Annotated in this window: 18 protein-coding genes, 1 tRNA gene and 1 pseudogene; 8 read left to right on the top strand and 12 right to left on the bottom strand. The window is 67.8% G+C overall.

The genetic code is table 11. The annotated features are described in order from the left end of the window. The first annotated feature begins 91 nt into the window (after positions 1–91). Genes QNN99_RS04325 through QNN99_RS04315 form a run of 3 tightly spaced genes read left to right on the top strand, consistent with a single transcriptional unit; the run spans position 92 to position 3,023 of the window. Positions 92–988, top strand: coding sequence for a glycosyltransferase (locus QNN99_RS04325; RefSeq protein WP_229965204.1), 897 nt, complete (start codon positions 92–94; stop codon positions 986–988). Further along, positions 988–1,980, top strand: a complete 993-nt coding sequence (locus QNN99_RS04320; RefSeq protein ID WP_229965203.1) for a glycosyltransferase — start codon at positions 988–990, stop codon at positions 1,978–1,980. The genes QNN99_RS04325 and QNN99_RS04320 overlap by 1 nt, the downstream gene beginning before the upstream one ends. Next, positions 1,977–3,023 (top strand): NAD-dependent epimerase/dehydratase family protein, encoded by a 1,047-nt coding sequence (locus QNN99_RS04315; RefSeq protein ID WP_229965202.1) that lies wholly within the window; start codon positions 1,977–1,979, stop codon positions 3,021–3,023. The genes QNN99_RS04320 and QNN99_RS04315 overlap by 4 nt, the downstream gene beginning before the upstream one ends. Here QNN99_RS04315 and QNN99_RS04310 read toward each other — a convergent pair. The 9 genes from QNN99_RS04310 to argS all read right to left on the bottom strand — a co-directional run bounded on the left by QNN99_RS04310 (position 3,020) and on the right by argS (position 15,050). Further along, complete coding sequence (locus QNN99_RS04310; RefSeq protein WP_442860475.1) at positions 3,020–3,691, bottom strand: L-threonylcarbamoyladenylate synthase; 672 nt, start codon at positions 3,689–3,691, stop codon at positions 3,020–3,022. The two genes, QNN99_RS04315 and QNN99_RS04310, sit on opposite strands and share 4 nt — an antisense overlap. A gap of 21 nt (positions 3,692–3,712) precedes the next feature. Continuing rightward, positions 3,713–4,585: a peptide chain release factor N(5)-glutamine methyltransferase gene (prmC, locus tag QNN99_RS04305; RefSeq protein WP_229965201.1), complete on the bottom strand. Its 873-nt coding sequence runs from the start codon at positions 4,583–4,585 to the stop codon at positions 3,713–3,715. Between the two features lie 8 nt (positions 4,586–4,593). After that, positions 4,594–5,673, bottom strand: a complete 1,080-nt coding sequence (gene prfA / locus QNN99_RS04300) for a peptide chain release factor 1 (protein WP_229965200.1) — start codon at positions 5,671–5,673, stop codon at positions 4,594–4,596. 201 nt (positions 5,674–5,874) lie between these two features. Then, positions 5,875–8,130: a transcription termination factor Rho gene (rho, locus tag QNN99_RS04295; RefSeq protein ID WP_229965199.1), complete on the bottom strand. Its 2,256-nt coding sequence runs from the start codon at positions 8,128–8,130 to the stop codon at positions 5,875–5,877. A gap of 397 nt (positions 8,131–8,527) precedes the next feature. Next, on the bottom strand, positions 8,528–9,505 hold the full coding sequence (gene thrB / locus QNN99_RS04290; protein ID WP_442860474.1) for a homoserine kinase: 978 nt from the start codon (positions 9,503–9,505) through the stop codon (positions 8,528–8,530). Between the two features lie 6 nt (positions 9,506–9,511). Next, a complete protein-coding gene (gene thrC, locus QNN99_RS04285) occupies positions 9,512–10,627 on the bottom strand; it encodes a threonine synthase (protein WP_229965197.1) in 1,116 nt (371 codons plus the stop codon). Positions 10,628–10,631: 4 nt separating this feature from the next. After that, a complete protein-coding gene (locus QNN99_RS04280; protein ID WP_229965196.1) occupies positions 10,632–11,930 on the bottom strand; it encodes a homoserine dehydrogenase in 1,299 nt (432 codons plus the stop codon). 9 nt (positions 11,931–11,939) lie between these two features. Then, positions 11,940–13,397, bottom strand: a complete 1,458-nt coding sequence (gene lysA / locus QNN99_RS04275) for a diaminopimelate decarboxylase (protein ID WP_229965195.1) — start codon at positions 13,395–13,397, stop codon at positions 11,940–11,942. Positions 13,398–13,400: 3 nt separating this feature from the next. Next, entirely contained in the window at positions 13,401–15,050 is a 1,650-nt protein-coding gene (gene argS, locus QNN99_RS04270; RefSeq protein WP_229965194.1) for an arginine--tRNA ligase, read from the bottom strand. 234 nt (positions 15,051–15,284) lie between these two features. Here argS and QNN99_RS04265 point away from each other — a divergent pair, with 234 nt between their 5' ends. From QNN99_RS04265 to QNN99_RS04245, 5 genes and pseudogenes are all read left to right on the top strand, one after another. After that, the gene (locus tag QNN99_RS04265) at positions 15,285–15,764 is read left to right on the top strand and encodes an FMN-binding protein (RefSeq protein ID WP_229965193.1); all 480 of its coding nucleotides are present in this window, start codon (positions 15,285–15,287) and stop codon (positions 15,762–15,764) included. 12 nt (positions 15,765–15,776) lie between these two features. Further along, a complete protein-coding gene (locus tag QNN99_RS04260) occupies positions 15,777–16,643 on the top strand; it encodes an FAD:protein FMN transferase (protein ID WP_229965192.1) in 867 nt (288 codons plus the stop codon). After that, a complete protein-coding gene (locus QNN99_RS04255) occupies positions 16,640–18,166 on the top strand; it encodes a ferredoxin--NADP reductase (RefSeq protein ID WP_229965191.1) in 1,527 nt (508 codons plus the stop codon). The genes QNN99_RS04260 and QNN99_RS04255 overlap by 4 nt, the downstream gene beginning before the upstream one ends. Positions 18,167–18,297: 131 nt before the next feature. Then, positions 18,298–18,370 (top strand) — tRNA-Arg (locus tag QNN99_RS04250). A 136-nt stretch (positions 18,371–18,506) separates the two neighbouring features. Then, positions 18,507–20,254, top strand: a pseudogene (locus tag QNN99_RS04245) (pyruvate dehydrogenase). 4 nt (positions 20,255–20,258) lie between these two features. On the opposite strand, the gene QNN99_RS04240 reads toward QNN99_RS04245, so the two are convergent. The 3 genes from QNN99_RS04240 to QNN99_RS04230 are packed head-to-tail and all read right to left on the bottom strand — an operon-like array spanning position 20,259 to position 23,433. Continuing rightward, on the bottom strand, positions 20,259–21,452 hold the full coding sequence (locus QNN99_RS04240) for an ABC transporter permease (RefSeq protein WP_229965190.1): 1,194 nt from the start codon (positions 21,450–21,452) through the stop codon (positions 20,259–20,261). After that, complete coding sequence (locus QNN99_RS04235; RefSeq protein ID WP_331461758.1) at positions 21,449–22,282, bottom strand: ABC transporter ATP-binding protein; 834 nt, start codon at positions 22,280–22,282, stop codon at positions 21,449–21,451. The genes QNN99_RS04240 and QNN99_RS04235 overlap by 4 nt, the downstream gene beginning before the upstream one ends. Next, positions 22,279–23,433, bottom strand: coding sequence for an efflux RND transporter periplasmic adaptor subunit (locus QNN99_RS04230; protein WP_229965189.1), 1,155 nt, complete (start codon positions 23,431–23,433; stop codon positions 22,279–22,281). The genes QNN99_RS04235 and QNN99_RS04230 overlap by 4 nt, the downstream gene beginning before the upstream one ends. Between the last annotated feature and the right edge of the window lie 33 nt (positions 23,434–23,466).

Below are 23,466 nucleotides of genomic sequence, written 5' to 3'. Positions count from 1 at the left end.
GTAATAGACTGGAATCTCATCAGCATTCTAACTGCACACCCTTCTCCGTTCGGCTTGGGCCGCTCATCCGGGTTGCCCCGAAAGGATCATTTTGCCGGACACCGTGGCCGTAGCAGCTGTAACGTTCGACCGTCCCGACGACGTGTCCACCCTGCTGGGCTCACTGGCTGCCCAAAGCGGCAACATTACGTCAGTTTCCTTGGTGGATTCCGGCAAGTCTCCGGTTCAGGATATCGCTGAAGCATCGGCGGCGAACGTCACGTACATCCGCTCCAACACAAATCTGGGCGGTGCCGGCGGTTTTTCGCTGGCCATCCTGTCGGCCATGGCCTCCGGCGCGGACTGGATCTGGATCATGGACGACGACGCCCATCCGGAGGATCCGCACTGCCTGTCGACCCTGCTCGAGGCCGCACGGGAACACAACGTCGATGTTGTCCTGCCCCTGGTGGTCGCTCCGGGACACCCCGACACCCTGTCCTTTCACTTCCGCCTGGACGGCAAGCTCACGCACGACCGCGCTGCGGTGGAGAAACTGGGCTTCATCCCCGACATCGGGCATTTTTTCAACGGTGCGCTGATCCGCACCGACGTGTTCTTCCGTGTCGGCCTGCCGGACCTGCGGCTCTTCATCCGGGGTGACGAAACCGACTTCATGATTCGGCTGCGCCGTGCGGGCGTGCGGTTCGGCACCGTCACCTCCGTCGCGCTGACCCATCCCGCCGCCTGGGCCGAGGTCAAGCCGGTGGCAGGGGAACGGCTGCACGTGCTGGTCCCCGAAAATGCCTTTAAACAGTTCTACTTCTACCGCAACCGCGGCCACCTGACCTGGAAATACAAGCGCCTGCGCTCCTTCGCAGCCGACGCCGCGGGTTATCCCATCCACTTTGCCAAGACGCGCGATCCGCGTGGCTTTGCCGCCTGGTTCCGTGCCTACACCGCGGGCATGCGCGGCCGTTTCGGCCCGCCGTCGGACTTCGGTTTCTGATGAGCGGCTCCGACCTCTCAGTGCCCGGAACCGCCCTGACACTGGTCATCACCACGTTTAACCGGGCCGGTTACCTGCGCGGCCTGCTGGATTCGGTGGCTGCGCTGGATCCGGCGCCGGAGCGGATCATCGTGGTGGACAACGCCAGCACCGATGACACCCAGGCCATCATCAGCGCGGCGGCTTCCCGGCTGCCGATGCCGGTGGTGAACCTCCGGCTGCCGGTCAACGCCGGAGGCGCCGGCGGGTTTTCCGCCGGCGTGGAGCGGGCCCTCGCCGAGGGTGCGTCATGGCTGTGGGTGATGGACGACGACGTCGTGGTCCTTCCCGGTGCGGTGGCCGCCCTCATCAAGTGGACCGGCACGTACCAGTGCATCCACGGCCGGCGCCTGGATGACGCGGGCAGTCCGTTTTTTTGGCAGCACCGCTTCCTGCCGTTCCTTGGCATCCACGTTCCCATCCGCGGCAACGTCTTCCGGGATACGCCGGTTTTCTCCACCAACGTGGGCTGTTTCGAAGGCATGCTGATCTCCGCCGACCTGGTCCGCCGGATCGGGCTGCCGGATGCGCGGTACTTCATCAACGGCGACGACGAAATCTACGGCTGGCTTGCCTCGCGGCTGACGGACGTGGTGTACGTCAACGACTTCGTGCTGCAGAAGGTCCGCCCGCAGAAGCAGATTGACCTGGGCATCCGCCACCTGAACGACTCCAGCGACCTCAGCCGGTTCTACTCCATGCGCAACCGCGGGCACACCGCCCAGTATCTCCTCGCCCACGGCAGGTATTCCCGCGCAGGCTTCGCCCTGGGCACCCTGCTGACCGCCGGCAAGGAGGTGCTGCGGCTGCTTGCCGTGGAGCACCGCATTTCCGGCGTGGGCAGCCTGTGGCGCGGTTGGCGCGAAAGCCGTGCCATCATGCACGATGAATCATGGCAGCCCCTGCCGCCGCTTGAGGACCTTCCCCACCACGATCGGAAACATCAGGTTTGACGCAGCACCTCTCTTCACCGCAGGCATCCGCAGTTCAGCAGCAGGCCGATCCCCCGGCATCCGTTTGGGTGGTGCTGGGCTCCACAGGTTTTATCGGCGCAGCCGTCTGCGCCGGCCTGCGGGAAGCCGGCATCACGGTGCGGACTGTCCAGGCACCGCGGCTGGAGTCATCTGCGCAGGATGCAGCGGGGCTGCTCGCTGAGGCCGCCGCCCTGGAGGCGGTGCGGGCGGAGCTTGCCGCCGCCTTCACGGGCGCCCGGGTGGTTGTCAACGCGGCCGGGCTGGCCACGCCCGGGGGAACGGACTCCCCCGCCCTGCGCGGAGCCAACTCGCTGCTGCCGCTTGTCATCGCCGACGCGGCAGATTCCGCCGGGCTCCGGCGCTTTGTGCACCTCAGCAGTGCCGCCGTCCAGGGCCACCGCCCGTACCTGGACGAAACCGGCTACGTGCAGCCGTTTTCGGCCTACTCCCGGTCCAAGGCGCTGGGCGAGCGTGCCCTCGCGGAACGCACCGGCGGCGGCTGCAGTGCCGTGACGATCCGGGCGACGTCGGTGCAGGGGCTGCAGCGTCCCACCACCGCCAAGCTCGCCCGCCTGGCGGCCTCTCCGCTGGCCTCGGTCGCAGGCGACGGGACCGCCCCGTCCCCGGTCAGCTCCGTGGATGCCCTGGTGGAGTTCATCACGACCGTTGGGTCCTACGCCGGGGATGTCCCCGCCGTCGTCCTGCAGCCGTGGGAACGCTCGACGGTGGCCGGAGTGCTCGAGGCGGCGGGCGGCCGCAAGCCGGTCCGCCTGCCCGCGTGGCTGTGCCGGAGCGCGCTGTGGTGCGGCTACCGGCTCTCCGGCCTCGCCGGTGAGCGGCTGCACGGTCCGCTGCGCCGGCTGGAGATGATGTGGTTCGGCCAGCGGCAGGTTGCGGGCTGGGCCGAGGCCACCGGCAGTGTCCCCGAACCCCGGGTGCAGGAGATCCTGAGCTCGCTGCAGAACAGCGAACCGGCCGGCTACCAGGCTTCGGAGAGACTTCCCGAACGGGTTTCCCGCTAAACGGCGTCCTCTGCCGGTCCCTGAACTCCGGGCACGACCGCCTGGAGCTGCTCCAGGCTGATCGCGCCGGGGCGAACCACGCGGAGGATTTCCGAGGTGGCGTCCACGATGGTCGAGGGCACACCGGAGGCGCCCTGCTCAGGCCGGTGGCCCGCTTCGAGGTAGACCTCCACGGATTCGGCCAGCTGCGTCCGCGCCTCGGCGGCGCTCTGGGCTGCGGGGTTTCCGGTGCGGTTCGCCGAGGAGACTGCCATCGGGCCGGTCAGCGCCAGCAGCTCCAGCGCGATGCGGTCATCGGGCATCCGCAGCGCCACGGTGCCCATCGTGTCTCCCAGGTCCCAGGTCAGGGACGGCTGGGAATGGAAGATCAGGGTCAGCCCGCCGGGCCAGAACGCCTCGGCGAGAGCACGCGCGTCGTCCGAGATGTCCACGGCCAGCCCCTCCATCGTCTGCATCCGGGGAATCAGCACGGGCGGCGGCATTGACCGGCCGCGGCCCTTGGCGGCCAGCAGGGTGGCAACAGCCTGCGGCGAAAAGGCGTCAGCGCCGATCCCGTAGACGGTATCGGTTGGCAGGACCACGCACTGCTTGGCGGCTATGGCCTGCTGGGCCTTGGCCAGGCCCTCGCTCAGGCCGTCCGGGTCAGTGCAGTTATAGGTGGTAGTCACGGGAGAGTTCGTTCCTTCTTCTCAGATGTCGTGTGCCGTCCGCACCGCGGAGGTGGCCCGCGGGCGGCCGTTGAGGTCAGTGTGTGTCGCCACGTCCTGCCAGCACGGCTGCGCTGCCAGCAGGGCAGCAATCCGCTCGGCCTGGACCTCGGCATGTTCCATCACAAAGTATCCGGAGGTGCGCAGCAGCCGGGCAGCGGTGCCGGCGGCGGCCAGCGGCAGTTCCAGTCCGTCCCGGCCGCCGCCGTACAGCGCCATGGCCGGATCGTGCTCGGCGGCCTCGGGCTCATTGGGAACCGCGTCCGCGGGCACATACGGCGGGTTGGAAACCACCACATCGAACGTTCCGTCGGAGTCCGCCAGGGCGGTGCGCAGGTCGTCGTGGAGAAGGTGCACCCCCAGCGGCTCGAGGTTCCGCCGGGCCCAGGCCAACGCCAGCGGGCTCAGTTCGACGGCGTACACCTCGGCTTCCGGAACCTCGGTGGCCAGCGACGCGGCAATGGCACCGGATCCGGTGCCCAGGTCCACTGCCTTGACCGGCGCCTTGCCTTCGGCAGCAATCCGGCGTGCGGCGTCGATGGCGAGCTGCGCCACGGTCTCGGTCTCGGGCCGCGGCACGAAAACACCCGGCCCGACCATCAGCTCGAGATAGCGGAACGAGGCGGTGCCGGTCAGATGCTGCAGCGGGACGCGGGACGCACGTTCGGCGACAAGCTCCGCGAAGCCGGGCGGCACGGGTGCGTCGGTGAAGGCCAGCGCCTTGACCCGGCCGCGGGACTCCCCCAGCAGGTGGGCAGCGAGAAGCTCAGCGTCCACGGCCGGGCTCGGCACGCCGGCACCGGCCAGAATGGCGGCGGCTTCGCGCAGGGCCGCCGCCAGCGTGGTGGATTCCATGTCGAAGGTTAGTTCTCGTCACCGATGGCGTCGAGGCGCGCCTGCTCATCCATTTCGATCGCGGCCTGCACCACTGCTTCGAGGTCGCCGTTCATCACGGTGTCCAGGTTGTAGGCCTTGTAGCCGGTGCGGTGGTCCACAATCCGGTTTTCCGGGTAGTTGTAGGTGCGGATGCGCTCGGAACGGTCCATGGTGCGGATCTGGGACTTGCGGATGTCCGAGTTCGCGGCGTCGATCTCAGCCTGCCGGTGGGCCAGGATGCGGGAGCGGAGCACGCGCATGCCGGCTTCGCGGTTCTGCAGCTGTGACTTCTCATTCTGCATGGCCACCACAATTCCGGTGGGAAGGTGGGTGATGCGCACGGCGGAGTCGGTGGTGTTGACCGACTGGCCGCCCGGGCCCGAGGACCGGTAAACGTCAATCTTCAGGTCGTTCTGGCTGATCTCGACTTCTTCAGGCTCGTCCACTTCGGGAAGCACCAGCACGCCGGCGGCCGAGGTGTGGATCCGGCCCTGGGATTCCGTGACCGGAACACGCTGCACCCGGTGGACGCCGCCCTCGTACTTCAGGCGGGCATAGACGCCTTCGGCCGGGTCGTTGGAGGAACCCTTGATGGCCATGGAGACGTCCTTGTAACCGCCCAGGTCCGACTCCGTGGAGGTGATGATTTCAGTCTTCCAGCCCCGGGTCTCGGCGTAGCGGGTGTACATGCGCAGCAGGTCACCGGCGAACAAGGCAGCTTCGTCGCCGCCTTCACCGCCCTTGACCTCAATGATGACGTCGCGGCCGTCGTTGGGGTCGCGGGGAATCAGCAGCCGGCGCAGCTTCTCCTGGGCCTCGTCGAGCTGCTCCTGAAGGACCGGAACCTCGGCGGCGAATTCGGGATCGTCAGCTGCCATTTCGGAAGCCGCTGCGAGATCGTCTTCGAGGGCGTGCCACTTGTTGTAGGCGTCCACGATGCGGCTGAGTTCGGCGTAGCGCCGTCCGAGCCGCCGGGCGAGGCCCTGGTCCGCGTGCACCGCCGGATCGGAAAGCCGCAGCTGCAGCTCTTCGTGCTCATCCAACAGACCCTGTATGGACTCAAACATGTTTTACGTTCCTCTTTCGACTGTGGACCCTGGCCCGAACTCGGGCCGGATCCTGAAATCTTTCACCACTGCGGAATTCTTAGACTGCCCATCAGCAGTTTATCCGTGACTGGAAGTGCACCTGCGGGTTAACTGCCAAGCCGCCCAGGCTCCGGTCTCCGCGGATGCGGATAGCGGAGCATGAGCGGCTCGGTAAGGCAGCTAGTCGTCCTTGGTGCCCAGGGTGGTCTTCTGGATCTGCATCAGGAATTCGACGTTGGACTGCGTTTCCCGAATCTTGCCGGTCAGCAGTTCCAGCGCAGACTGGGTGTCCAGGCCCGACAGCACACGGCGCAGCTTCCACATGATCTTGACCTCATCAGGGGACAGCAGGTTCTCTTCGCGGCGGGTACCGGACGCGTTGACGTCCACGGCCGGGAAGATGCGCTTGTCCGCAAGGTTGCGGGACAGGCGCAGTTCCATGTTGCCGGTGCCCTTGAATTCCTCGAAGATGACCTCGTCCATCTTGGATCCGGTCTCCACCAGGGCCGTGGCCAGGATGGTCAGCGATCCGCCGTTTTCGATGTTGCGGGCAGCACCGAAGAAACGCTTGGGCGGGTACAGTGCGGACGAATCCACACCACCGGACAGGATGCGGCCCGACGCCGGAGCGGCCAGGTTGTAGGCACGGCCCAGGCGGGTCATGGAGTCCAGGAGAACGACGACGTCGTTGCCCATTTCCACGAGGCGCTTGGCACGCTCGATGGCAAGTTCAGCCACCGTGGTGTGGTCATCGGCGGGACGGTCGAAGGTGGAGGCAATGACCTCGCCCTTGACCGTGCGCTGCATGTCCGTGACTTCTTCGGGGCGCTCGTCCACGAGGACCATCATGAGGTGGACCTCAGGATTGTTGATCGTGATGGCGTTGGCGATTGCCTGCAGGATGAGCGTCTTGCCAGCCTTGGGCGGCGAGACGATCAGGCCGCGCTGGCCCTTGCCGATCGGGGCCACCAGGTCGATGACGCGCGGGCCGATCACCTTGGCGGAGGTCTCCAGGCGCAGGCGCTCGGAGGGGTACAGCGGAACCAGCTTGGAGAACTCCACGCGGTCCTTGTTGTCCTCGGCCGGTTTGCCGTTGACAGTGGTCAGGCGGACCAGCGCGTTGAACTTCTGGCGCTGGTTGCCGCCCTGGTTCTCGCCTTCGCGGGGAGCACGGATGGCACCGACAACGGCGTCGCCCTTGCGCAGGTTGTACTTCTTGACCTGGGCCAGGGAAACGTAGACGTCGTTCGGGCCCGGCAGGTAGCCGGAGGTCCGCACAAACGCGTAGTTCTCGAGGACGTCCAGGATGCCGGCCACGGGCAGCAGGACGTCGTCTTCGGTGACCTCAACGTCGTCAACGTCCGGGTTCTGGTTCCGGTTGCGGCGGCGCTCGTTGCGGTCGCGGAAACGGTCATTCCGGTCGCTGCGGTCGTTGCGGTCGTTCCGGTCGTTCCGCTCACTGCGGTCGTTCCGGTCGCCGCGGTCATTGCGGTCGCTGCGGTTGCGGTTGCGGCGGTTGCGGCCCCGGCCGTTTTCTTCGCTGTCGTCGCGGCTGTCGCGGGCGTTCTCGCGGTCACCGCGGGTGTTCTCGCGGTTGTTGTCCCGGTCGCCGCGGGTGTTGTCCCGGTTTTCGCGGGTGTTCTCGCGGTTCTCGCGGGTGTTTTCGCGGTTGTTCTCACGCTCGGCCCGGGTGTTGTCCCGGTCGCCGCGGGAGTTCTCGCGCTTGTCCCGGCCGTTCTCGCGGCTGCGGTCCTCTGAACCGTTGGCAGCTGCTCCGTTACCGTTCTCCGACGCGTTTGACGGCGCGGACTCGGTGCTCGGCTGCTCGGCCTTGTTGTTGTCCCGGCCGTTCTCAGACCGTGCGGTCTCAGACCGTGTGTTCTCGGACCGGCCGTTGTCCGATGCCTCGCTGTCGGCGCGGCGGCTGCGTGAACGGCGGTTGCCGCGCTCCCGCTGGTTGTCCTCGCGGGGGGTCTCCTCGCGGGCGGTTTCGGCCTGGGCGGCCGGTGCCTCCGCGGCCGGAGCCGGCGCTTCCGCTGCGGGCGCAGTGACGACTCCGTCACTGGCAGCGCGGCGGTTGCGGTTGCGGGTCCGGGCCGGACGCTCCGGAGCCGACTGCTCGGCGGCGGGCGCCTCGGCAGCTGCCGGGGCTGAGCGGTCGGAACCGGCCTTGGCGCCGTCGGCCTGTGCGGCGTCAGTGTTGGCGCCGCGCACCGGGCGGTCGGCAACTGCGCCGCCCCGCTGATGGTTGGAGATGGCTGTTACGAGATCTCCCTTGCGCATGCGGGACCCGCCGGTAATGCCAAGCTGGCCGGCAAGCGCCTGGAGCTGTGCGAGCTTGAGGCCCGCAAGACCGGAGCTTTTTGAAGTCGCTTCGCCGTTGATTCCGGCGGTAGCTGAGTCCACACCTGTTGTCAGGTCAGTGGTGTCTGTCACGAAGGATCCTTCCCCCTCGTCGGGCGGTCCGGCGCAGTGCCGGCCGCGGATGATTTGGCCCTGGTCCCCCTATGGTCAGACATGGGGGTCAGGGTTCGCCGGTTGCCGGTAAGAGCCGGGAATCGGCGAATCTACTGGGTGCCTCTTGGAAAGAAATCCACAGGAGTTTGGTCAGCTTCGCTGCCGAACTATGCGGCATTCATGGGGACTGACCGTTTCTTGGCAGTACCCGGAAGGCTGCACCGAGAATTGCACTTCCGCAACTGAATAACAGTTTCCGACACGGTGTTTGGACACAATGCCCTCAACAAAGAGTTTTCAACAATTCTTCGCCGGCGGTCCAGAAACGGACGGCCTGGATGCAGGAGCACAAGCTGGATGCGGGAACACAAGACGGTTAGTACCGCTGGTGCTCTTCCACTCTAGCACCATCTCGGTCCACACTGAGCCGCAAAACACGCCAAAATTGCGTAGTTCCGGCGGCCGTCAGGTACTCGGTAATCAGCTCTTCCGCGCGGCGTGCCTGATCCGTTCCGTTGGCCAGGGCCATGACGGTGGGCCCGGCGCCGGAGATGACCGCAGCGAGCCCGTTGGCCCTCAGATGGGCCATCAAAGCGGCGCTGGGCGCCATGGCCTCGGCCCGATAATCCTGGTGCAGGAAATCCCGCGTGCCCTCCGGCAGCAGCGCCGGATCGGCGGCCAGGGCATGGACCAGCAGTGCCGCCCGGCCCGAATTGGCCGCTGCCGCGGGATGCGGCACGGCCGCCGGAAGCAGTCCGCGGGCACTTTCCGTGGACAGTTCGTTGGCCGGAACGGCAGCAACCGGAATGATGTCCGGATGCACCGGGGCCGTCACCGACCGGAACGTTCCGGCCTCCTCCCAGGAGATCGCCAGTCCGCCGGCCAGCGCCGGAGCCACGTTGTCCGGATGACCCTCCAGCCGGGAGCACAAATCCAGCAGCCCGGCGGCGTCCAGCCGGTGCTCCGGCGGCAGCAGGGCATTGCCCGCCAGGACGCCGGACACGATGGCCGAGGCGGAGGAGCCCAGGCCGCGGCCGTGCGGAATGACGTTGTCCGCGTCGAGACGCAGCCCCGGCAGCGAGTATCCGGCGGCTTCCACCGTGAGCCGGATGGTCCGGACCACCAGGTGGGTGCCGTCGGTGGGCAGCGTGCCGGCACCTTCGCCGGTGATGCTGACGGCGGTGCCGGGCTCGCCGACGGTGCGCACCCGCACGGTGTCGAACAGGCCAACGGCCAGTCCCAGGCTGTCAAAGCCCGGTCCCAGGTTGGCGCTGGTGGCCGGCACCCGGACCGTGACGTCCTGGCCTTCGGCCACGGCGGTGCGGGAAGGTGCCGCGGAATCGCTCACATGCATCTCGCTCTAGCCCGCGGCCTGTGCTTCCAGGCCCAGCGCGGCAGCCACGGATACGACGTCGAATTCCACCTTGGTGGGCTCCACATCGGAACCGTCGGCAGTGCGCAGCGCCCACTGGGGGTCCTTCAGGCCGTGGCCGGTGACGGTGATGACAATCTTCTTGCCGGTGGGAACCTCGCCGGCGGCATGCTTCTTGAGCAGCCCCGCCACTCCCGCGGCGGAGGCCGGCTCCACGAAGACGCCCTCGCGGGAGGACAGCCAGCGGTGCGCCTCGAGGATTTCAGTGTCGGTGACGGCTTCGATCAGCCCGCCGGACTCGTCCCGGGCGGCGATGGCCTGGTCCCAGGAGGCCGGGTTGCCGATGCGGATGGCAGTGGCAATGGTGTCCGGGTCCGTGACGGGGTGGCCCTGCACCAGGGGCGAGGCCCCCTCGGCCTGGAAGCCCCACATGGCGGGGGTTTTCGTGGCGACCGGTGGCAGCTCGGTTCCGGCGAGGTTGGTGTACGGCGCGGCGTACTCGGTGTAGCCCTTCCAGTACGCGGTGATGTTGCCGGCGTTGCCGACGGGCAGCAGGTGCAGGTCTGGGGCGTCGCCCAGGGCGTCAACCACCTCAAAGGCTGCGGTCTTCTGGCCTTCGATGCGTGCCGGGTTGACCGAGTTGACCAGGAACACCGGGTAGGCCTCGGCGAGCTTGCGGGCCACGTCCAGGCAGTTGTCGAAGTTGCCGTTGACCTGCAGCAGCTCGGCGCCGTGGGCGATGGCCTGGCTGAGCTTGCCCATGGAGATCTTGCCGTCCGGCACCAGGACGGCGCAGGTGATGCCGGCCTGCGTGGCATACGCCGCGGCCGAGGCGGAGGTGTTGCCGGTGGACGCGCAGACCACGGCCTTGGCACCGGACTCGACGGCGGCCGTGATGGCCATCGTCATGCCGCGGTCCTTGAAGGAGCCGGTGGGGTTCATGCCTTCGACCTTGAGGTAGACCTCATTGCCGGTGAGCTCGGACAGCGCCTTCGCCCGGACCAGGGGCGTGCCGCCCTCGCCCAGCGTGATGATCTCGGTGCTGTCGGTTACGGGAAGACGATCGGCGTACTCGCGGATAACGCCGCGCCATTGCTGAGCCACTGTGTTAGACCCCTTCTACCCGCAGGACGGATGTGACGGAAATGATGACGTCCAGGCCCTTGATGGCCTCGACGGTGGCTGCCAGGGCAGCTTCGGAGGCACGGTGCGTCACGAAGCGCAGTTCTGCCGCTGCTCCGGTGCCGTCGCCGTGGATGGTCTGGCGCATCGTTTCGATGGAGACGCCGTGATCGGCGAACACCCGGGCCACGGCTGCCAGCACGCCCGGCTGGTCGGTGACCTGCAGGCCGATGCTGTAGCTGGTGGTAACCATCGGCATCGGCAGGGCCTGAACATGGCCGGTGGGGGTTTCAGCGCCCAGCGGTCCGCCCAGCACGAGGCGGCGGGCGGTGCTGACGACGTCGCCCATCACGGCCGAGGCGGTCGGGGCGCCGCCGGCGCCCTGGCCGTAGAACATCAGCTCTCCGGCGTTTTCGGCTTCCACGAACACGGCGTTGAACGCGCCGTGGACAGCGGCCAGCGGATGGGTGCGCGGCAGCAGCGTGGGGTGCACCCGCACGCTGACGCCGGGTTCGCCGTCGTTCTCCAGCTTTTCGGCGATGGCGAGCAGCTTGATGACGAAGCCGGCATCCTGCGCGGCGGCGATGTCCTCGGCGGTGACCGAGGAAATGCCCTCGCATGACACGTTCGCCAGGTCAAAGGTGGTGTGGAACGCCAGCGAGGCGAGGATCGCGCCCTTGGCGGCGGCGTCGTGGCCCTCCACGTCCGCGGTGGGATCGGCTTCCGCATAGCCCAGGCGCTGGGCTTCGGCGAGGGCGTCGGCGAACTGCGCGCCGGTGGAGTCCATCGCGTCGAGGATGTAGTTGGTGGTGCCGTTGACGATTCCCAGCACGCGGGTGATCCGGTCGCCGGAAAGGCTGTCGCGGATCGGGCGCAGGATGGGGATCGCACCGGCGACGGCTGCCTCGTAGGCCAGCCGGACGCCCGCGGCGTCGGCTTTCTGGAACAGTGCGGCGCCGTCGGCAGCCAGCAGCGCCTTGTTGCCGGTGACCACTGACGCACCGTGGCCGATGGCGTGGAGCATCAGCGTGCGGGCGGGCTCCATGCCGCCCATCAGCTCAATGACGATGTCGGCGTTTTCCACCAGGGCCTCGGCATCGGTGGTGAAGAGGTCCTTCGGCAGGTCAACGTCGCGGGGCGCGTTCGGATTGCGGACGGCGATGCCGGTCAGCTCCAGCCGGGCTCCGGTGCGCGAGGCCAGGTCTTCGGCGTCGTTGATGAGGATCCGGGCCACCTGTGAGCCAACGTTTCCGCATCCCAACAGGGCAACTTTCAGGGTGTTCATGATGTGGGCCTACTCCTTTTGCGTTTCGGTCGGTCGCGCGCTGGACGCGAAAACGTCGCGGGCCAACAGGTCGTCTTCCGTTTCACCGCGGATGATCAGCCGGGCGGCGCCGTCCCGGACGGCGACGACGGGCGGCCGGGCGATGTAGTTGTAGTTGCTGGCCAGCGCCCAACAGTACGCACCGGTTCCGGGAACGGCCAACAGGTCACCGTCAGCCGTATCGGCCGGCAGGTAGACGTCCCGAACCACTATGTCCCCGCTCTCGCAGTGTTTGCCAACCACGCGTGACATAACCGCGTCATCTTCGGAGCTGCGCGAGGCGAGCACTGCCGAGTAGTCGGCGTCGTACAGCACCGGGCGCGCGTTGTCGCTCATCCCGCCGTCCACCGACACGTACCGGCGCGGCGAGGTGCCGCCGTCGGTGTCCACCCGCACCGTCTTGACGGTGCCGGCGCGGTACAGGGTAAAGGTGGTGGGCCCAACGATGGCGCGGCCGGGTTCAATGGAGATCCGGGGAACGGCCAGTCCCAGCTCCTCGCAGGTGGAGCCGACGACGGCGGCCATCGCGCGGGCAATTTCGGCCGGCGGGCGCGGGGTGTCGGCCTCGGTGTAGGCGATGCCGTAGCCGCCGCCGAGGTCCAGCTCGGGCAGCTCGACGCCGTGCTCGGCCTTCACCTGGGCCAGGAACCCGAGCAGCCGCCGTGCGGCCAGCTCGAAGCCTTCGGGCTCGAAGATCTGGGATCCGATGTGGCAGTGCAGGCCCAGCAGGCGGATGCCCTCGTGGTCCAGCGCCGCGGCAACGGCCGCGGCGGCGGGCGAGATTCCGCCGGCCTCGGGGTCCGGTGCCATGGAGAGTCCGAACTTCTGGTCCTCGTGCGCGGTGGCGATGAACTCATGCGTGTGGGCATGGACGCCGGGCGTCAGGCGCAGCATGACGTTGGCCTGCTCGCCGCGGGAGGACGCCAGTGCGCCCAGGCGCACCAGTTCCGCCATGCTGTCCACGACGATCCGGCCCAGGCCCATGTCCAGGGCCCGGGTGAGTTCGGCGTCCGACTTGTTGTTGCCGTGCAGGCCCAGGTCGGCGCCGGGGATTCCGGCGCGGCGGGCCACTGCCAGTTCCCCGCCGGAGCAGGTGTCCAGGCGCAGGCCTTCGGAGGCCACCCAGCGGGCCACCTCGGTGCAGAGGAAGGCCTTGCCGGCGTAATACACGTCCACTCCCCCGCACAGGTCGGCGAACGCGGCGTCAAAGGAGTCCTTGAAGTCCCGGGCGCGGGCCCGGAAGTCGGCCTCCGACACCACGAACAGCGGCGTGCCGAACTCCTTCGCCAGCGCGGACACCGCCACGCCGGCAACTTCGAGTTCGCCGGAGCCGTTGCGGCTCACGTCGCGGGCCCACATCAGGGGGCGCAGGGCATTGGCGTCCGCCGGATGGCTGAGCCACTCGGGGGCGAGCGGGGAAACAGTCACGGTTTACATCCGTTCCGGTGCTGAGACTCCCAGCAGGCCCAGGCCGTTGGCCAGGACCTGGCGGGCGGCGAGGTTCAGCCACAGGCGGGTGCGGTTGACGTCGGTGATCTCCTCGTCGCCCTGCGGGGCGATGCGGCAGGCGTCGTACCAGCGGTGGTAGGTTCCGGCGATGACTTCCAGGTGGCGGGCCACGCGGTGCGGTTCGCGGAAGGCGCTGGCCTGCGCGACGACGCCGGGATACTGTCCCAGCGCTGCCAGCAGTTCGCCTTCGGTCGGGTGCGTGAGCAGGGAAGCGTCGAATGCAGAATCGTCGACGCCGGCCGCCTCGGCGTTGCGGGCCAGGGCGTAGGTGCGGGCGTGGGCGTACTGGACGTAGAACACCGGGTTCTCGTTGCTGCGCTTGGTCAGCAGGTCCAGGTCGACGTCGATGTTGGAGTCGGCGGAGAAGCGGGCCAGCGTGTAGCGGGCGGCGTCCACGCCCACGGCGTCGACCAGGTCCTCGAGGGTCACCACGGTGCCGGCTCGCTTGGACATGCGCACCGGCTTGCCGTCCTTGACCAGGTTCACCATCTGGCCGATCAGCACCTCAACGCAGGCCGGGTCGTGGCCCAGTGCTGCGGCCGCGGCCTTGAGCCGGACGACGTAGCCGTGGTGGTCGGCGCCGAGCATGTAGAAGTTGAGGTCGAAGCCGCGGTCGCGCTTGTTCTGGATGTACGCGATGTCACCGGCGATGTACGCCGCCTTGCCGTCGGACTTGATGACCACGCGGTCCTTGTCGTCGCCGAACTCGGTGGAGTTCAGCCACCAGGCGCCGTCCTTCTCGTACAGGTTCTTCGAGCCCTTGAGCTGCTCCAGGAGCTTGTCCACCTGGCCGTTTTCGTGCAGCGAGTCCTCGTGGAAGAAGACGTCGAAGTCCACGCCGAAGTTGTGCAGCGATTCCTTGATGTCGGTGAACATGAAGTCCACCCCCACGGCGCGGAAACGCTCCTGGGCCTCGGCCTCGGGCAGGCTCATGATGTTCGGTTCCGCGGCGAGCACCCGGTTGGCGATGTCTTCGATGTAGGCACCGGCGTAGCCGTCCTCCGGGGCCGGTTCGCCCTTGGCGGAGGCCAGCAGGGAGCGGGCGAAGCGGTCGATCTGCGCGCCGTGGTCATTGAAGTAGTACTCGCGGGTGACCTCGGCGCCCTGCGACTGGAAGACCCGGGCCAGGGCGTCGCCGACGGCGGCCCAGCGGGTTCCGCCGAGGTGGATCGGTCCGGTGGGGTTGGCGGAGACGAACTCCAGGTTGATCCGGGTGCCCTTCAGGACCTCCGAGGTGCCGTACGAGTCGCCGGCGGCCACAATGGTCTTCACCAGTTCACCGGCGGCACCGGCGGCGAGGGTGATGTTCAGGAAGCCCGGTCCGGCGATGTCCACTTTGGCGACGCCGTCGATCTTCTCGAGGCGGTTCTTGAGGATTTCAGCAAACTGGCGCGGGTTCATCCCGGCCTGCTTGGACAGCTGCAGGGCGATGTTGGTGGCCCAGTCACCGTGGTCCCGGTTCTTCGGACGCTCCACACGCACCTCCCGGGGCACGTCGATGCTGAAGTCACCGGCATCGATGGCGTCTTGGAGGCAGGCAGTTACGGCGGAGGAAAGTTCTTCAGGAGTCACCGGTTAAGCATAGCCGCCGGGCAGGTGCTGTTCCGCGAACCGTTACGTCGCCGGAGACTTCCCCGTGGCTTCCCCCATGACTTCCCCCGTGGCCAACCCAACAGCACGTTTCCAGGCATGGGTCACCCGATAGGCATGGTTCATCCGGATACGTTGTAATGGATACGGACACGGGACCGAAACTTGCGAGCGCCGGCCCGGTGCCCGCCTGCTGCCCCATCTCCAGGAGACACATTGAACCCCACACGCAAGACCCTGCTGTTCACCGCCGCTTCCCTGACCCTGGTCTCCACCGCCTGTTCGGGACAGGCATCGGACGAGGCTCCGGCCGCCGAGCCCTCCACCGCTGCCTCGGCCGCACCGCAGTCGGCGGCACCGCAGAGTGCCGCACCTCAGTCGGGGGAACCGGCCGGCAGCTACGCCGACGGCGAGTACTCGGCACAGGGAACCTACACGCCGCCGTCGAACACTACCGAGGAAGTGGACGTCACCCTGACGCTCGAAGGCGGCGTGGTGACGGCCCTGGAGGTCACCGCCTCGGGCAACCACCCCACTTCCAAGCAGTACCAGCGGGAGTTCACCTCCGGGGTCCAGGAAGAGGTGGTGGGCAAGAACCTCGACGAACTCGACGTCGACAAGATTGCCGGCTCCTCGCTGACCAGCAGCGGCTTCAACAAGGCCCTGGAGTCCATCCGCACCGAAGCCGCGAACTGATCCCCTGCCCCCATGCCGGACCTGACCTTCGACGCCATCGGCACCGCCTGGACCATCACCACTGATGAGCCGCTGAGCGGGCAGCAGCGCGATGACGTTGCGGACCTGGTGGCCGGATACGACCGGACCTATTCCCGGTTTCGCCGCGATTCAGTGATCGCTCCGCTGGCGCAGGAGGCCGGGACGGTGCAGCTTCCGCCCTCCGCTGTCCCGCTGCTGCGGCTTTTCGACACCCTGCACCGATTCACCGGCGGCGCGGTGAATCCCCTGGTGGGGCACTCGCTGGAAAAGCTCGGGTATGACGCCGCCTACTCGTTCTCCAGCTCCGGCCCCTCCGCTGCGCCCGACTGGACCCTGACCGCCCATTGGCGGCAGGCGGAAGACGGGACGCAGCTGAGCACCACGGCGCCGGTCACCTTCGACATCGGTGCGGCCGGCAAGGGCCAGCTCGTTGACCTGGTCTTTGGCCTGCTGCGTGCCGCCGGGCATCGGAATCTCACTGTCGACGCCGGTTCGGACCTGCGGCACGCCGGCGAACGCGGGCTGCGGGTGGCCCTGGAACATCCCTATGACGCCACCCGGGCCATCGGTGTCGTACCGCTGCGGAACCGCGCCCTCTGCGCGTCCGCCGCGAACCGCCGCGCCTGGGGCGAAGGACTGCACCACATTGTGGACGCCGGAACCGGCCGGCCCGTCGAGGCAGTGGCAGCCACCTGGGTGCTGGCCGAGGACGCCATGACCGCCGACGGCCTGGCCACCGCCCTGTTTTTCACCGACCCGGACCTGCTCGCCGAGGAATTCGCCTTTGACTATGTGCGGATGTTCTCGGACGGGCGGGCCACCTATTCAGATGCCATGGCTGGAGTCCTGTTTTCATGAGCCTTTCCCTGCCCGCTCCAACCCGCCGGCTGGACGCCTTCACCGGCCGCTGGACGATGTACCGCCTCACCGTGTTCCTGCTGCTGGCGATCACGGCCTGGTCATTTGTGCTCTCCTTCGCCGGGCAGCTGTTCTTTACGCCGGCGGAGCTGGCGGCCACCGCCGTCACCGCCGTCGTTGCCTCGCTGGTCGCCAGCCGGGTGATGGGCCTGCTGTTCCGCACCCGGCCGCAGACCGACTCCTCGCTGATCACCGGGCTGCTGCTCTTTTTCCTGCTGTGGCCCACGACGGACGGAGCCGGGCTGCTGACCGTGGCACTGGCGGCCGGCATCGCCACCGCCTCGAAGTACCTGCTGGCCTGGCGCGGCCGCCATATCTTCAACCCGGCAGCCCTGGGTGCAGCGGTCCTGGCGCTGACCGGGCTGGGCAGCGCCGTCTGGTGGGTGGCGGCGCCGCTGATGCTGGTGGCGGTGCTCCCCGCGGCGGCCCTGGTCCTGTACCGGAACCGGCTGCTGCCCATGGCCGGCGTGTTCCTGCTCGTCTCGGGGCTCATCATCGTTGTGCGGCTCAGCGCCGCCGGGGAACCGCTGACGGGAGCCTTCGGCACGCTTCTGGCCTCCTATCCGGTGCTGTTCTTCGCCGGGTTCATGCTGTCCGAACCGCTGACCCTGCCGCCGCGGCGCCCGCAGCGGCTGCTGGAAGCCGCCGTCGTCGGCGTCCTGTTCGCCGTCCCGCTCAACGTTGGACCGGTTTTCATGTCCCCTGAGCTGGCCCTGCTGGTTGGCAACCTGCTGGCCTTTGCGCTGGCGCCGCGTGCCGGGATCCGGCTGCGGCTGCGTGAGAACCGGGCCCTGACGCCCACCGCGCGGGAGCTGGTGTTTGAACCGGTGCGTCCGCTGCGGTTCCAGCCGGGCCAGTATGTCGAGCTGAGCCTCCCGCACGGCAGCGCCGATGCCCGCGGAACCCGGCGGATCTTCAGCCTCGCCACGGCGCCGGAAGACTCCGCCAGCGTGGCCGTGGGCCTGCGTGCCACCGAACCTGCCAGTTCGTTCAAGACCGCGCTGCTGAAGCTGAAGCCGGGCGCCGTGGTGTCCGCCACGTCAGTGGCCGGAGACTTCCTGCTCCCCCGCGATCCTGCGGCGCCGCTGCTGCTGATCGCTTCCGGCATCGGCATCACTCCGTTCATGAGCCAGCTGCGTTCCCTCGCTGCCGACGGTTCCGTAACCCGCGACGTCGTCCTGGTGTACGCCGCATCCTCGGTGGACGAGCTGGCGTATGCCCCTGAGCTGCACGGCTTGGGCATCCGCGTCCTGGTCTGCACGCCGACCGATCCGCAGATCAGCGGATGGACGCATCTTGGCCCCGGCCTGCCGGATGGACAGGCCCTTGCTTCGGCTGTTCCGGATGTGGCGCAGCGTGCCGCGTACGTGTCCGGGTCACCGGCTGCCGTGGCGGCGGCGCGTGCCGCGGTCCGGGCTGCCGGCGGCCGTTCCGTGCGGACGGATGCTTTCCTGGGCTACTGACGTTTTTGCCCGGGGAAAGCGCGCCCCGGGCGGCCGGTTCCGCTGCCGGATTCGGGGACGTTTTCACACGGCGCGCCGGACCTGCTAAGCTTCTTGAGTCCCACAGGACCTGCCGGTTTACCGGCGTCCTTGCCCTCGTAGCTCAGGGGATAGAGCGGTTGCCTCCGGAGCAACAGGCCGTAGGTTCGAATCCTATCGAGGGCACTTTGAATGGGGAGCACCCCGGTCTTCGGACCGGGGTGTTTTCTTTTGCCCGAATCGGGCAGGGCACTGCCGGGCCTGCCGCATCCGGCTCAGCGGGCCTAGCATGAGAGCCACCGTCGGCACACCGGGAGTTCTCATGGCTAAAACGCTTGCGACCCAACTCATCGACCAGCTGCGCGCCGCGGGCGTCGAACGCATCTACGGGATTGTCGGGGACAGCCTCATCCGATCGTGGATGCCGTGCGCCGGACGGGAGGAGCCAAAAAGGGCGGCATCGACTGGATTCATGTCCGGCACGAGGAAACGGCGAGCTTCGCCGCCTCCGCCGAGGCCCAGCTGACCGGCCGGCTGGCAGTCTGCGCCGGGTCCTGCGGTCCCGGCAACCTGCACCTCATCAACGGACTGTATGACGCGAACCGCTCCGGGGCTCCCGTGCTGGCCATCGCCTCGCACATACCGACGGTGCAGATCGGCAGCGGATTCTTCCAGGAAACACATCCGGACCGAATCTTCAACGAGTGTTCGGTCTATTCCGAGTTGATCAGCTCCACCGACCAGGCACCGCGGGTGATGCAGAGCGCCATCCAGCACGCCCTCGCAAAAAGCGGAGTTTCAGTGATCACCCTCCCCGGCGATGTTGCCGGGCAGGATGCCTCCGCGCCGACCCCTGCGCCGGCGCACTTTGTCCCTGCCACGGTGGTGCCGGCGCCGGAGAGCGTGCGGGAACTGGCGGATGCGGTGAACAAGGCCCGGAAGGTGGCCCTGTTCGTGGGGATTGGAGTCCAGGGAGCGCACGACGCCGTGACCGGATTCGCCGCGAAGGTCCATGCCCCGGTGGGGCATTCCCTGCGGGGAAAGGACTTCATCCAATATGAGAATCCGTACGACGTCGGGATGACCGGGCTCCTGGGTTACGGCGCCGCGGCGGAGGGGATCAAGGATGCGGAACTCTTGATTCTCCTGGGCACGGATTTCCCCTATAACCAGTTCCTGCCCGGCACCAAGACCGCCCAGGTTGACCGGGCCGCGGAGCGGCTGGGCCGCCGCACCGACGTCGACATCGCGGTTCACGGCGATGTGTCCGCCACGCTGCAGGCACTTCTGCCGCTGGTGGAACAGAAACAGGACGACTCTTTCCTGAGGGACATGCTGGCCAAGCACGACCGGCTGATGAACAAGGCGGTTGGGGCCTACACGCACAACGTCGAGCGGATGCGGCCCATCCATCCCGAATATGCCGCTTCCCTCCTGGACCAGGCAGCCGCAGAGGATGCGGTTTTCACGGCGGACACCGGGATGTGCAACGTCTGGACTGCCCGGTACATCAACCCGCTGGGCACCCGGCGGCTCATCGGCTCCTATCTGCACGGGTCCATGGCCAACGCCCTTCCCCACGCTGTGGGCGCCCAGCTCGCCTACCCCGGCCGGCAGGTCATCTCGGTCAGCGGCGACGGCGGCCTGGGCATGCTGCTGGGCGAACTGCTGACGGCGCGCATGTACGACCTGCCGTTGAACGTGGTGGTGTTCAATAATTCAACCCTTGGCATGGTCAAGCTGGAAATGCTTGTGGACGGGCTGCCCGACTTCGCCGTGGACGTCAGGGACGTGCACTACGCGGACATTGCCGCGGCCATGGGCTTTCACGCGGTGCGGGTCACCGACCCCGGCGACATCACGCAGGCCTACCGGGACGCATTTGCCAATCCCGGGCCGTCGCTGGTGGAGCTGATCACTGATCCGAATGCCCTGTCCATTCCACCCAAAATCACCACCGAGCAGGTCCTCGGCTTTGCCACTGCCCTGTCCAGGGTCGTCCTGAACCGGGGTGCCGGGGAGGCCGTCAGCATGGCGCGAAGCAATCTGCGGAACCTGCCCCGCTCCTGACCGGTCAGTAGCGGATGGCGTCGATGACCTTCACCCGCACCGCCACCAGCGCCGGAATCAGTCCGGCCAGCGCCCCCACAGCGGTGGCGGCCCCCAGGCCAATCAGTGCCGCCTCCAGCGGAAACGGCGGCAGCTCGCTGATCCCGGAGGCCACGGCGCGCTGGATCACCGGCAGCTTGACCACGGCGACGGCGGCCATGACCCCCAGTACTCCGGCCACGAAGGTCGCCACCACGGATTCCAGCATCACGCCGAAGAAGATGCGGCCCGACGTCGCCCCGAAGCTGCGGCGGATACCGATCTCCCGAACGCGGTACTTCACCGTGACCATGGAAATGTTCAACAGCCCCACGGCGCCGAGCAGCATCACCAGCGCGGCGATCCCGGCCACTGCCCACTGCAGCCCGCCGAACGGATCTCCCCAGGCGGCATAGTCGGACCGGTGCGCGTCAACCTGCATTCCGGGAAACTGCGCCTGCAGATCGGCGGTGACGGCGGCCCGCAGCGGGTCGCTGAGTTCCTCTGGAATCCACAGTTCCAAGTCGGGGATTCCCATCGGCAGCCCGAGCCTGGCGTACGCGTCGGAGAGCATCATCGCCTGGGGATACTCCCCTGCGTACTGTTCCCGCGTCACGCCCACGATCACGGCATCGACCGGTTGCCCCGCAGAAATGGGAATCACCGGGTCCACGGCGAGGTCGGGACGCCCGATTGCTGCGTAGAGGGCCTCGTTGACGACGACGGCGGGGGCCAGCCGTTCGGCGTCGGCCGCGGTGAACCAGGCGCCCTCCACCATCGGCACCCGCCGCATCACCCTGTAGTCCGGTTCGACCACCACCGTGGTCGCCTGCGTCACGCCGTTCGGCAGCTGAAAGGGCACAGCTCCCGTGGAAATCGTGGATGAATACTCAATGGAGTAGCGTTCCGCCAGTTCCCGGAAAGCAACCGCAGCCGCTGCGGGATCGGGGCTGGTTCCGTCGTTGCTGTACATCGTCAGGGACAGGGTCGCGGGCCTGCCGGACTGCGCCTCGTTGCCCTGGGCAATCGATTCCCGGACCATGTTGCCCAGGCCCACCACTGTTGTCAGCGCGGCCACAGACAGAGCCACGCCGATCAGCGCCAGCAGCACCCTTGTCTTGTGGATGCGCAGCTCGGCCCACGCCTCCACCAGGGGGCCCACGATTCCGGAGAGGCTCACGCCGCCACCGCCAGCCCCGGCACCAGCCGGCCCTCCTGCAGCAGGAAGTGCTCCTGCGCCAGGGCCGCAACGTGTGGATCATGCGTGATGGTCACCAGTGCAGCGCCGGATTCCGCGGCCACCTCGGCCAGCAGGGCCATCACTGACTGCCCGGTGGCGATGTCCAGGGCGCCGGTCGGCTCATCCGCCAGGATCAGCCGGGGCGAGCGGACCAGGGCGCGGGCAATTGCCACGCGCTGCTGCTCCCCGCCGGAGAGCTTCCGGGGCCGGTCCTGCAGGCGGTTGCCCAGCCCCACCCTCTCCAGCATCCGGGCAGCGAGGCGCTCGCGCTGCCAGAACTGCCGACCGCGCGCATACAGCAGAGGGGTCATGACGTTTTCCAGGGCCGTGCGCTCCGCCAGCAGGTTGAACTGCTGAAAGATGAAGCCGACGGCGGCTCCCCGGGCGAGCGCGCGGCGCTTCTCGTTCATCCGTTCCACGGGAACACCGTCAAAGGTCATGGTTCCCGAGGTGGGCACGTCCAGCAGGCCCAGAATGTTCAGAAGAGTTGATTTGCCCGAACCGGAGCGGCCCACGATGGAGAGGTGGTCCCCGGGGTACACGGTGAGGTCCACACCGGAGAGGATCTGCAGGATTTCATGGTCGGGCAGGCCGACTGCACGGGTGACCTGCGACAGTACCACCAGCGGTTCCTGCTGTGCCTGAGGTTCCTGCTGTATCTGCTCTGTCTGCCCGGCGTGCCCTGCCTGCTCTGCCTGCTGTGCCTGCTCTGCCTGCCCGGCGTGCTCTGCCTGCTCTGTCTGCCGGGGTTCCCCGGCCGGCAGACTCATCCGCCCATCACCCCGGGCATGCCGTTCATCGGATCGCCCTCCGCGGGGGCGCCGGGAACAAACTGGAGGACCATTTCGCCTTCCACCAGCCCGGAGGTGATTTCCACCAGCTGTCCGTCGTTCAGCCCCAGCGTGACTTCCCGTTCCACGGCCTCCGCGCCGCCCATGGCCGCACCTTCGGCCCCCGGGTCCGCAACGGCCCCGCCGTCGACTGCGCCTTCCGCTTCCGGCGCCGGAGCGCCGCCGGGCATGACCCAGACAAGGCCGGTCTGCACCGCTCCCTGCACCGCCGTCGTCGGCACCGTAATCACCCCTTCAGCCTGCCCGGCGGTGATGTCAATGGCCGCGCCGAGTCCGGAAAAGACCGGAACGTCCGCCGGAATGCTGCAGCTCACGCTGCCGGCTGCCGGAGCTTCCAGCTCCGCCGGCTGTCCCGGCCCGGCCTGCTGTGCCTGAGTGCTGATGCCAGGCTCCGCTGCCGGGGTCCTGCCCATGGTGACATCGCTGCACGGGAAGGGAGCCGGCCCTCCGTTGACGGTGACCATGGCGGTGTTGGCCCGGCCCAGGATGCGGAACTGCTGATCGGAGGTGAGTGTTCCCGAGACGGAAAAAGTCCCCGGATCCACAGTGGCAACGTCAGTGCCAACCGAGAGCTGCTGCTTGGGCAGCACCGACAGCTGCGCAACGGTTCCGTCAGCGGTGGCGAGCACATCGGCATAGGAATACACCGGCGCCGGCGGAGAGTCGGCGGACCGGCCCGGGGACTCGTCGGCGGACGAACCGGCGTCGGAGGGATCCTCGCCGGCTGCCGGCACCTCCGGCTCCACGAGGGTTTTCACCTGGAACAGGGGCGCACCCGCGATGACTTCATCGCCGGCCTGCACATAGATGAAGTCCACTGTTCCGTCGCTGGTGCTTTTCACCGTGACCGCCGGATCGCTCACCACTGATCCCTGCACCTGGACAAGGTTGGTCACCGTTCCCAGGGCTGCCGGAACAAGCGGAGTGCTGAGTTGGGCGCTCGCCTGTTCACCCCCGCCGGCGGCATCGGCCTTCAGGCCGTCGATGAACGCGAGCTTGAAGAGGGCCGCTGCTATCACGGCAAAAACCACCAGCCACAGGACTGGAAAGACATAGCGGCGCACAAGCATCGGTTCCCCCGTCGAAGCAATCTCCCCCGGCAG

Source organism: Arthrobacter sp. zg.Y820 (genome assembly GCF_030125555.1).
Classification (GTDB): domain Bacteria; phylum Actinomycetota; class Actinomycetes; order Actinomycetales; family Micrococcaceae; genus Arthrobacter_B.
This window is presented reverse-complemented; position numbering and strand designations above follow the sequence as displayed.